Origin of the sequence: Sphingopyxis sp., assembly GCF_035565275.1 — a bacterium.
In the GTDB taxonomy this organism is placed as follows: Bacteria; Pseudomonadota; Alphaproteobacteria; order Sphingomonadales; family Sphingomonadaceae; genus Sphingopyxis.
In genome coordinates, this window is the sequence record NZ_DATMST010000181.1 from 1 (window position 1) to 9,569 (window position 9,569).

The following is a 9,569-nucleotide window of genomic DNA, read 5'->3' on the forward strand; positions in this document are numbered from 1 at the left end:
CCGCTGCGGCAAGCGGCACGGCCGACGATCCCTCATCGTCCTTGCCGGCATCGGCATCCGAACCGCCGGCACCCAAGCCGCCTCCGGCCGACAATCCCGCCGCGCCGACGGCACCCGCCGCACCCCCGAAAAGGGAGAGCAGGCCGAAGTGCTGCGCGAGGAGATAATAGACGGTGACGCGATTCTTGGTCCGGTCACCCTGCATCCGTTCGCCGACGCCCGCGATCGCCGCATCGAGCGTCGCGTCGTCCTGAGTCAGCCCGAGCTTCTTTTTCAGGAAATTTTCGCGAACGCGATCGGTTTCCTTTTTGTCGGTGAAGGAGACGAGGGATGAATCGCGGTTTCTGAGCGCAATCCCGAGATATTTGACGATCGCGGACACCACCGCCTCGTCGGCATCCGCGACATATTCCCTGACGTCCGCCAGCCAATCTTCTGCCATGCGACCATGCTCCTACCCCAGACGCAAGGGACCGCCGTTCGGCGCTCGCACGGGGGGCGAGACTCGCGCCTTAGCAGCCGGAACTTATATCATTTTCCGGAAATGCAACATCGAACCGGGATATCGGGCAAATCGTGCCTTCGGGCCTTTCGCCTATCGCTTGCCCAGATCGCCCTTGCCGATGGTTCCCGACGCCATCTCGAGCATGCGGTCGAGGCTTTTGCGTGCGGCGAGGCGGAGGCCTTCGTCCATCTCGATCCGCGGTTCGAGGTCGCGAAGCGCGATGTAGAGCTTTTCCATCGTGTTCAGCGCCATGTACGGGCAGATGTTGCAGTTGCAGTTGCCGTCGGCCCCGGGGGCGCCGATGAAAGTCTTTTCGGGCAGCGCAAGCTCCATCTGGTGAATGATGTGCGGCTCGGTCGCGACGATCAGCGTATCGCCGGGAAAATTCTTCGCGAATTGCAATATACCGCTCGTCGACCCGACATAGTCGGCGTGGTCGACGATGTGCGGCGGGCATTCGGGGTGCGCCGCGACCGGGGCACCGGGATGCTGCGCCTTCAGCTTGATCAGTTCGGTCTCGCTGAACGCCTCGTGCACGATGCACACGCCCGGCCACAGCAGCATCTCGCGCCCGAACTTGCGGTTGAGATAGCCGCCGAGGTGGCGGTCGGGGCCGAAGATGATCGGCTGATCCTCCGGGATCTGGCTGATGATCGTCTCGGCGCTGGACGAGGTGACGATGATGTCGCTCAAGGCTTTCACCGCTGCCGAGCAGTTGATGTAGGTCAACGCGATATGGTTCGGGTGCGCCTCGCGGAACCGCTTGAACTGTTCGGGCGGGCAGCTGTCCTCCAGGCTGCATCCCGCATCCATGTCGGGCAGGATGACGGTCTTTTCCGGCGACAGGATTTTTGCGGTCTCGGCCATGAACTTGACGCCGCAAAAGGCGATGACGTCGGCGTCGGTGTCCGCCGCCTTGCGCGACAGTTCGAGCGAGTCGCCGACGAAATCCGCGAGATCCTGAATCTCGGGCTTCTGGTAATAATGCGCAAGGATAACGGCGTTGCGGTCCTTGCGAAGACGGTCGATTTCGGCGCGCAGGTCGAGGCCCGAGAGATTCTCGCGGATGGGAGCAGTCATGGCTTTTCCTTATCGTGGCGTTTGCCTTGGCGCCCTCCTACACCGCGACCCCGGACAGGGCAACGCGGTCAACCGCCGGCCAGCCGCGCCGCGAGCGCGATGACGGGAGGCGTCATCGAGAGGAGGTAGATGGTGACGCGAACCGCAATGACAATCGCCGCGATCGTTTTCGTCGCCGGATGGACGCGGCCCAGCGCGCGGCGGTCGTAAAGCGCGATGATGCCGACGACGGCGAGCTGGATCAGCCCGATCGGGATGTCCGACCAGCCGATCATCAGCGGCAGGGGCAAAAGACGCCCCAGCGCAGGCTCGAGAATGACGATCGTCGCGCCGATCATCAATCGCCGGTGCCAGTCGGTGGTGCGCCGCCGCCGGATCGCCCACGCAACCATCGCGCCGAAGACCAGCGACTCGGTCACCGTCAGCGCGAGGAAATAGGGCGGCGTGAAAAAGGGTGGGAAGCGGTTCAGCACCAGCGACGCCACGCCGGTGAAGATGCCGAGACAGGTGATGAAAAGCGCCAGCAGCCCGCCGATCCGCCCGAGCAGGCGGTGCCGCGCCAGATTGCCCTGCGTCACCAGCGCCGGCTGCGCGATCAGAAGCGCGAGCCACGCCAGCATCGCCACCCCGTGCACATGCACCCAGAAAGGCGCCGCCACGGGGTCGACAAAACCGCGCAGCGCGAATTGCAGAAAGCCGAAGACGATGAAAACCGCGAGGCCGATCGCCATGCGATGCCAGAAAAGCTCGGCGCGCGCGGCGCCCTCTGCGGTCGTAACCATGCCCGTTCCCCTGCCCTGCCCGGGCGGAGAATAGCGCAACCGCTAAAAGGCGAAAAGCCGGGTTTTACCCAGTCGGTGCCTCGGCGAAGCGCGCGGTCACCTTCGCATCGATCCCCGCGGCTTTCAGCGGCATCGCGAAGCTCTGTTCGACCGCCGTCCGGGCCGCGCCCTGCGCGAGCCGCATCGGCGTCGTGCCCTTTGCCTGTTTTATCAACTCGGCCTGCGCCCCCTTGCGGTTGGCGGCGTCGAGCGTGCGTTCGGCGTCGGTCAGCGTCAGCAGAATCTCGCCGTCGCGGTATTCGCTGATCGCGTCGATGTCGATCTCCGGCCCCGCCAGCCGCAACGGCGGCAAGGTCACCGTCAGCGCATTGGTCGCCGCATTCCAGTCGAGATCCGACTGCTTCAGTTTGCCGAGATCAAGTTCGTACCGGACGGTCCCCGGCATGATCAGCGTCTTTTTCGCGCTCAACCCCAGCCGACTCTGCGTCGACGTTACCACCGCGACATAACGCGCGGTGAAGGGTACGAGGACATTCTGCTCCTGCAGCCCCTGCAGGCTCGCGGCGACGACGGTTTCAGGGTCATAGCCCTTTTGCCAGTCTCGCCACGCCGATACCGCCCACCAGACCGCGACAAGCAGCAAGGCTGCGGCGGCGAGCAGGATGAGGCGCGGGGCGAGACGAGCGGGGGAGTTTGTCATGGTGTCGTATAATCCGAACAATCGGGCGCCGGCCGGTCCATTTCATAGCGCGACGTCGCGGGGTTGTAGCGCAGCATTCTTTCATAGCTGCACTCGGGATCTTTGGCGTGAACGAGGTCGGCCGCCTTGAGGCGCTGACCGCTATTATCCTGCGACCGGCGCGAGGTGCGCGGATAGGCGGTCGCAACGGCGCCATATGTCAGCACCGGAAGTTCGCCGGCTTCCACCGGTCCGGCGGACAAGCTGCCGGTGAAATTATAGTCGTCGTGACACGCCTCGCGCCGGTCCTTCATATCCTGTTCGGAAAAACAGGCGCGGATCATCAGCGAGCTGTCCCACACGACATCAAGCACCTCGTCGCCGATGCGCGTGTTCGATGGCGAGGTGTCGAGACGAAGCAGATGCAGCCGGCTGCCGTTGCCGCCGCCGCCCGAATACATCGCAGTATAGCTGACCACGACGCCCATCAGATACTGGCGCGCATCGGCCGGCGCGTCACCGTGCGACGGCACGGCGACCAGATACGGCCAGAGGCCGATCGATTGACCATCATCGCGGCTGAACGGAAGCGGCAGATCCTTCGCATCGCCGCTCGCCGGCCCGGTCAGAACAAGCCCGCCATCGGCGTCGCCCGCTGCCGCAGATCCCGGCAGGTCGAGGCAGAGACTCCTGTCGGGAAGACACTGTCGTTCGCCCTCGCCCGCCACCAGTGCGATGACGGTGGAATCGGCGGCGGTGGCAGGCTGGACGGCGGCGATCAGAAGCGGCCAGATCATTCAGACAAGTTCCCATTCTTCATTCTGCGCGCGCACGATCCCGCGCGCCTGAAGGTCAAGCAGATGCGCGAGCACCGAGCGGCCGGCGGCGCCGGTCAGCCGGGGGTCTAGGCCCTTGTACATATGCTGCACCATGACCGGGATCACAGCCGTGCCGTTCCCGAGTTCGCGCAGGATCTGCCGCTCGCGCTGCCGGCGATGGCCGAGCATGCCGCGCACAAGCTGCCGGGGCTTCGTCACCGCCGGGCCGTGCGCCGGATAATAGATGCGGTCGTCGCGGTCGTAGAGTTTTGAAAGGCTCGCCATATAGGCCGCCATGTCGCCGTCGGGCGGGCTGACGACGCTGGTCGACCAGGCCATGACATGATCGCCGGTGAACAGGGCTTTCGTCTCGACGAGCGCGAAGCAGAGATGGTTCGACGTGTGCCCCGGGGTCGCGACGGCTTCGAGCGTCCAGCCGTCGCCCGAAATCCGCTCGCCATCGGTCAGCACGCGGTCGGGGGCATAATCGGAGTCGAAGGCCGAATCGGCGCGCGGACCATCGTCGCGGAGCGCCAGCGGCGCGCAGCCGACGATGGGCGCGCCGGTCGCTTCCTTGAGCGGCGCAGCGGCGGGGCTGTGATCGCGGTGGGTGTGGGTACACAGGATCGCGGCGACGCTCCGCCCCTCCACCGCGCGCAGGATCGCGTCGACATGTCCCGCGCCGTTGATGTCGGCGGGGTCGCCGATGCTCATCCCCGATCCGGTCGGGCCGGGATCGATCACCGCGACGTCGCTGCCCCCCCCGACGATCCACGTCTGGGTACCGGTAAAGGTATAGGGCGACGGATTGGGCGCGAGGACGCGGCGCACCAGCGGCTCATGCTGTTCGCAATCGCCGGCGCGGATGCTGTCGGGCCAGGGCTTTTCTTCACTCATGCCCTTCATGTGGCATCGCGGGACACGAAGGAAAAGGGAGCGGGCGTGAAAAAGGGAGCGAGATGGACCGCTCCCTTTTCCCCGCCCCTGCCGCCGACCCTACCGGGGAAAGAGGGTCGGCGTCGAAACTGCCGGGCTCAGTGGCCCGATTTCTCGGCTTCCGCGATCGCCTTGTCGATATCGGCGGCGACCTTTGCCCGCATATCGCTGGACAGGCCGTGCGCCCGTTCGCCTTCGGCAAAGGCTTCGCGCGCCTTCCTCAGCGCCGACACGCGCGCGGCCTTGTTCTCGGGCGTATCGCTGCACGCGAACATGGTGACGCTGCTGCGCGTGTTACCGTCCGCTTCGCTCCGATGGACGACGGGCGCGGCGTGCCGGTCGCCGCACCGGCCGAAGACCATTGCCTTGCCCTTCATCGCGCCGAGAGCGCTGCCCGGGACCGGAGGCAGGGGCGGAAGCGGCGGCTTGGGCGGAACCGGCGGGACCGGAGCCAGCGCGATGCGCCGTGTGCGCTTTGCCTCCAGCTTGTCGGCGATCGCTTCGGCGCGTTTTCCGGTAACGCCCTGTTCCTTCAGCGTCGCAAGGATGTCGTCGCGCGACAGGCTGCCCGGCACGCGGAATTCGACATGCCGCGTGCCAGCCATCGCGGCGTCCTTTGGCGCGAGCGTGATTGTGTGGTCCTTTGCCCTGCCGTCGGCCTCGCGGATGATGATCCGGTGCACTTCGCGCTTTCCGCCGTCGTCCGACGGACTTTCGCGGATCTCTTCGCTCGAGGTGACGACCTTTGTGCGCGGCGCATCGGGCGCAGTAACCTCCGGAACCTCGGGCAGATATGCCGGCTGCACACCTGCGCTTGCGACGCTCGCCGGAACCAGCGTCGCGGTGGCCGCGAGCACCGCCAGCGTTGCACTACCGACGATCAGGCGGCCGGCGAGCCCGCGCTGCTTCGAAATATCCTGCTGCGTCAGCATCGTCAGCCGCTCCTGCAGATTGTCGTGGACCGCCATCGGCGCGGCGAGGGAGAGGCGGGGGCCGACCGCGGCCTTGACTATCGCTGTCGCATAACGTGCGGTGCGCGCGCTGCGCCCGTCGTCGTCGGCCATCGTCAGCACGCGCGCGTCGCACGCCGCTTCCTGGTCGAAACGGAATGCGCGGATCGCGCGCCACGCGAAGGGGTTGAACCATTGCGACGCGAGCAGGACGAGCGCGGCACCGTTCGCCCACAGGTCGCCGTGGCGGTGATGCGCCAGTTCATGGTCGATCGCAAGCGCGCGCTCTTCGGCGATATAGCGGGCGAAGAAATCATGCGGCACCGCGACGAACCGCCGCCACAGGCCGAACGCGACGGGCCCGTCGACAGCATCGGTCATCACCAGCCGGATCTTGCCGATCGGTTCGAGCTCGACGGCTTCGGCGAGCACTGCGGCGCGAAAGCGATGATGCGACACCATCGCCGTCACGAGCACGGCGGCCGTGCCCGCCGCCCATGCGAGGAAAAGCCAAGGCATGGCATCGGCCATCGACCAGACGGGCGAAGCCGCGACCGCGTTGACCGGCACCAGAATCCCCATATCGCCCGCCACCGCCGGCGCAGCGGCGACCGGCTCGGCAAAGGGCAGCGGCGGCAGCACCAGCCGCAGCGCGGGAATCAGCCACAGCGTATAGGTCAGCCGCGGACCGAAATGGCGCGCAAAAGGCTTGCGGACCAGAAGGATCGCAAGGACGAGCAACGCAGTGGTCAGCATCGTGTCGCCCCACACACGGATCAGCATGTCGGCGCTCATGACTTGAGCCTCCGCAGCAGTGCCTCGATCTCGGCGATGTCGGCGTCGGTAAGCGCCTCGCGATCGGCGAGGTGCGCGATCAGCGGGCTGACCCGGCCGCCGAACAGGCGGTCGACGAAGCGCTGCGATTCCTCGCCGACGGCGTCGGCGCGTTCGACCGCGGGACTATATAGATAGCGCCGACCATCGGCCGCCGCGGTCACCGCGCCCTTCTGGACCAGCCGGGCGAGCAGCGTCTTCACCGTCGCCTGCGTCCAGCCGTTGATCTTGCCGATCCGGGAGGTCAGGTCAGCCGCGGTCTGCGGGGATTCATCCCACAGCGCCGACAGCACCTGCATTTCCGATTCGCTTGCTCGTTCTGCCATGCGGACCCCTCCCATTGGCGTCGTCGACCATGATGCGACTACAAATGTAGTCAAAGGCCTGAACGCTTGCTGAACAAAGCTGAACGGGGTTGCGTCGGAATTTTTTACACGCCCTGACGGCGGTAAGGAATTGCTAACCAGCGTCCCCCGCAAATATCCGCGCAGGCCGCAAAGTGGCACGGCAATTGTATAGTATCCCATGTTCCCGAGTGTTCCGCTCAATGGAGCGGTGGGGGGCATCAGTCTGGTCCCTGATGTCCCCTGCCCCCACCCGGGAAATCCCCACTTACCCCCGATGCAGACGGGGGGCGGAGCGGCCGCAAGGCCCCGCCCCCCGGACGCTTTTTCAGCTATCGATCCGTGGCACCCCGAACAGGGCGGCGAAATCGCGGCGTTTCTTCAGCAGATCGTCGAGGCTGTAGCCGTCGAGCACGTTCATGAACGCCCCGAGTGCCTCGGCAAGCGCCCCGGTCAGACCGCACGCGGGCGCGACGATACAACTGCCGCAGTCGACCAGATCGAAACCCTCTTCGGTATGGCGCACCACGGCCCCGACATTGATCTCCTTCGCGGGCCGCGCGAGGCGGATTCCGCCGAAGCGCCCGCGCACGCTTTCGAGATAGCCCGCGTTCACCAGGTCGTTGACGACCTTCATCAGATGATTTTGCGATACGCCATAGGCGCGCGAAATTTCGGAGATCGGGCTCAGCCGCGCGTCATCCTGCGCGCCCACATAGAGGAGCGCGCGCATCGCATAGTCGGTGTAGCGCGTCAGGCGCATTCGCATCCTTCGAAAATTGCTGTCCCGCTATAATATGTATTTTTGTTGCATGTTTCAAATTTCGATCATACATGCGCTTCAAATACATGATTGGAGCGAGTCGTGAGCGAGGACCACCAGATCGATGAAGCCGCGCTCGAGCGCCTGATCCCGCGCTTCTATGATCGCGTGCGCGCCGACGCCGATATCGGCCCGCTATTCAACGCCGCGGTGCATGACTGGCCCAACCATCTGGAAAAGCTCGTCGCCTTCTGGTCGTCGGTGATGCTGACGACCGGCCGCTACAAGGGAAGCCCGGTGGCCGAGCATCTGAAACACAAGGCCCGCATCACCCCGGCGATGTTCGACCGCTGGCTTGCCATCTGGGCCGACACCACCAACGAGTTGCTGGCACCCCCCGCCGCCGCCGCCCTGCAGGCCAAGGCCGCGCGCATCGCCGAAAGCCTCCAGCTCGCGCTCTTTTTTCGTCTCGACGACCCCGCCGGCCGCCGCGCGACCACCTGATCACCCGAAGGAGAAGACCCATGTCCGATGCACCCCTTGTCGACCTCGGCGTCCATCATCGTCCGGTCGATTTTTCCGACCGCATTGCCCTCGGCTTCACGCGCATGCTGCGCTTTTGCGCCGACACCTTCTTCGCCAAACGGTACGGCCATCGCGCGATCGTGCTCGAAACGGTCGCGGCGGTCCCCGGCATGGTCGGCGCGACGCTGACGCACCTCAAGAGCCTGCGCCGCATGGAAGACGACAAGGGCTGGATCCGCACGCTGATGGAGGAAGCGGAGAATGAGCGGATGCACCTGATGACCTTCATCGAGGTTGCGAAGCCGACGCTGTTCGAACGCCTTGTCATTCTCGGCGTCCAGTGGGTCTTCTACCTCGCCTTCTTCGCGCTCTACCTGATCAGCGCCAGGACCGCGCACCGTGTCGTCGGCTATTTCGAAGAGGAAGCGGTAATCAGCTACACGCTCTACCTTCAGGAAATCGACGAAGGCCGCAGTCCCAACGTTCCCGCGCCCGCGATCGCCAGACATTACTGGAAGCTTGCCGACGATGCGATGCTGCGCGACGTCGTCCTCGTGGTCCGCGCCGACGAAGCACACCACCGCGACGTCAACCACGGCTTTGCCAGTGAACTCGCCGGGATCGAACCTGCTCCGCATGTCGCGCCCTATCCCGAACATGCCGACGAGCTGCTGATCGCGGCCTGAATCTTCCCTACCCACGACGACAGGATACAAGAATGCGCACCGCTTCAGCCCAGGCGATGGGAATCGTCAAAGCCACCGCCCCCGCTCTCGAAAAGCACGGAGTTGCAATCACCACTGCGATGTACGCCCGGCTCTTCCGGAACAAGGACATCGAAGCGATGTTCGACCGCGCCGCTCAGACGAGCGGCGAGCAGCCGAAACGGCTCGCCGCGGCGATTCTTGCCTATGCGAAGAATATCGACAAGCTTCAGAACCTCGATACCGCGGTGTCTCGCATGGTGGCCCGCCATATCGAAACAGGCGTGAAGGCAGAGCATTACCCCCATGTCGCCGAAGCCCTGCTGCCCGCGATCCGCGACGTACTCGGCGAGGAGGTCGCGACCGATGAAGTGCTCGCGGCGTGGAGCGAAGCCTATTGGATGCTCGCCGACATTCTGATCGGCGCCGAGGCGCAGGCGTATGAGGATGCCGAGGCGGCTTAAAGGCCGGAAACGACCGGTTGCGGACTTATCTCTCATCGTCATCCCGGGCTTGATCCGGGATCCATGGCCGCACCATCGTATGGATCCCGGATCAAGTCCGGGATGACGAAGGAGAGGGAACGAACGTCCGCTTTCCACCCCGTTTCGGCCATTGGGCAAGCTCGCATCGTTGTCGGAAACCGGTC

12 protein-coding genes are annotated in these 9,569 nt (G+C 65.1%); 3 read left to right on the forward strand and 9 right to left on the reverse strand.

The features are described 5' to 3' along the window. From VN047_RS12725 to VN047_RS12765, 9 genes are all read right to left on the reverse strand, one after another. On the reverse strand, window positions 1–442 hold a 442-nt coding region (locus VN047_RS12725; RefSeq protein ID WP_325543220.1), incomplete at its 3' end, for a DUF2853 family protein. Window positions 443–595: 153 nt separating this feature from the next. After that, a complete protein-coding gene (nadA, locus tag VN047_RS12730) occupies window positions 596–1,585 on the reverse strand; it encodes a quinolinate synthase NadA (protein ID WP_325543221.1) in 990 nt (329 codons plus the stop codon). A gap of 68 nt (window positions 1,586–1,653) precedes the next feature. After that, the gene (locus VN047_RS12735) at window positions 1,654–2,367 is read right to left on the reverse strand and encodes an adenylate cyclase (RefSeq protein ID WP_325543223.1); all 714 of its coding nucleotides are present in this window, start codon (window positions 2,365–2,367) and stop codon (window positions 1,654–1,656) included. A 64-nt stretch (window positions 2,368–2,431) separates the two neighbouring features. Beyond that, window positions 2,432–3,067, reverse strand: coding sequence for a DUF4230 domain-containing protein (locus VN047_RS12740; RefSeq protein ID WP_325543225.1), 636 nt, complete (start codon window positions 3,065–3,067; stop codon window positions 2,432–2,434). Continuing rightward, entirely contained in the window at window positions 3,064–3,843 is a 780-nt protein-coding gene (locus VN047_RS12745) for a hypothetical protein (RefSeq protein WP_325543227.1), read from the reverse strand. Before VN047_RS12745 ends, VN047_RS12740 begins: the two co-directional genes overlap by 4 nt. Next, window positions 3,844–4,761, reverse strand: coding sequence for an MBL fold metallo-hydrolase (locus VN047_RS12750; protein ID WP_325543228.1), 918 nt, complete (start codon window positions 4,759–4,761; stop codon window positions 3,844–3,846). A gap of 137 nt (window positions 4,762–4,898) precedes the next feature. Next, window positions 4,899–6,545, reverse strand: a complete 1,647-nt coding sequence (locus tag VN047_RS12755; protein ID WP_325543230.1) for a M56 family metallopeptidase — start codon at window positions 6,543–6,545, stop codon at window positions 4,899–4,901. Continuing rightward, window positions 6,542–6,910 (reverse strand): BlaI/MecI/CopY family transcriptional regulator, encoded by a 369-nt coding sequence (locus VN047_RS12760; protein WP_325543232.1) that lies wholly within the window; start codon window positions 6,908–6,910, stop codon window positions 6,542–6,544. Before VN047_RS12760 ends, VN047_RS12755 begins: the two co-directional genes overlap by 4 nt. 346 nt (window positions 6,911–7,256) lie before the next feature. Beyond that, window positions 7,257–7,691: an Rrf2 family transcriptional regulator gene (locus tag VN047_RS12765; protein ID WP_325543234.1), complete on the reverse strand. Its 435-nt coding sequence runs from the start codon at window positions 7,689–7,691 to the stop codon at window positions 7,257–7,259. Between the two features lie 102 nt (window positions 7,692–7,793). On the opposite strand from VN047_RS12765, the gene VN047_RS12770 reads away from it, so the two are divergent. Genes VN047_RS12770 through VN047_RS12780 form a run of 3 tightly spaced genes read left to right on the forward strand, consistent with a single transcriptional unit; the run spans window position 7,794 to window position 9,384 of the window. Next, window positions 7,794–8,195: a group III truncated hemoglobin gene (locus tag VN047_RS12770; RefSeq protein WP_325543236.1), complete on the forward strand. Its 402-nt coding sequence runs from the start codon at window positions 7,794–7,796 to the stop codon at window positions 8,193–8,195. A 20-nt stretch (window positions 8,196–8,215) separates the two neighbouring features. Continuing rightward, on the forward strand, window positions 8,216–8,902 hold the full coding sequence (locus VN047_RS12775) for an alternative oxidase (protein ID WP_325543238.1): 687 nt from the start codon (window positions 8,216–8,218) through the stop codon (window positions 8,900–8,902). A gap of 32 nt (window positions 8,903–8,934) precedes the next feature. After that, on the forward strand, window positions 8,935–9,384 hold the full coding sequence (locus tag VN047_RS12780) for a globin domain-containing protein (RefSeq protein WP_325543240.1): 450 nt from the start codon (window positions 8,935–8,937) through the stop codon (window positions 9,382–9,384). Window positions 9,385–9,569: the final 185 nt, after the last annotated feature.

Bases quoted from the DNA above. Each gene is read 5' to 3' on its own strand.
- nadA (WP_325543221.1), bottom strand. From the start codon at position 1,585: ATGACTGCTCCCATCCGCGAGAATCTCTCGGGCCTCGACCTGCGCGCC.
- VN047_RS12735 (WP_325543223.1), bottom strand. From the start codon at position 2,367: ATGGTTACGACCGCAGAGGGCGCCGCGCGCGCCGAGCTTTTCTGGCAT.
- VN047_RS12740 (WP_325543225.1), bottom strand. From the start codon at position 3,067: ATGACAAACTCCCCCGCTCGTCTCGCCCCGCGCCTCATCCTGCTCGCC.
- VN047_RS12745 (WP_325543227.1), bottom strand. From the start codon at position 3,843: ATGATCTGGCCGCTTCTGATCGCCGCCGTCCAGCCTGCCACCGCCGCC.
- VN047_RS12750 (WP_325543228.1), bottom strand. From the start codon at position 4,761: ATGAGTGAAGAAAAGCCCTGGCCCGACAGCATCCGCGCCGGCGATTGC.
- VN047_RS12755 (WP_325543230.1), bottom strand. From the start codon at position 6,545: ATGAGCGCCGACATGCTGATCCGTGTGTGGGGCGACACGATGCTGACC.
- VN047_RS12760 (WP_325543232.1), bottom strand. From the start codon at position 6,910: ATGGCAGAACGAGCAAGCGAATCGGAAATGCAGGTGCTGTCGGCGCTG.
- VN047_RS12765 (WP_325543234.1), bottom strand. From the start codon at position 7,691: ATGCGCCTGACGCGCTACACCGACTATGCGATGCGCGCGCTCCTCTAT.
- VN047_RS12775 (WP_325543238.1), top strand. From the start codon at position 8,216: ATGTCCGATGCACCCCTTGTCGACCTCGGCGTCCATCATCGTCCGGTC.
- VN047_RS12780 (WP_325543240.1), top strand. From the start codon at position 8,935: ATGCGCACCGCTTCAGCCCAGGCGATGGGAATCGTCAAAGCCACCGCC.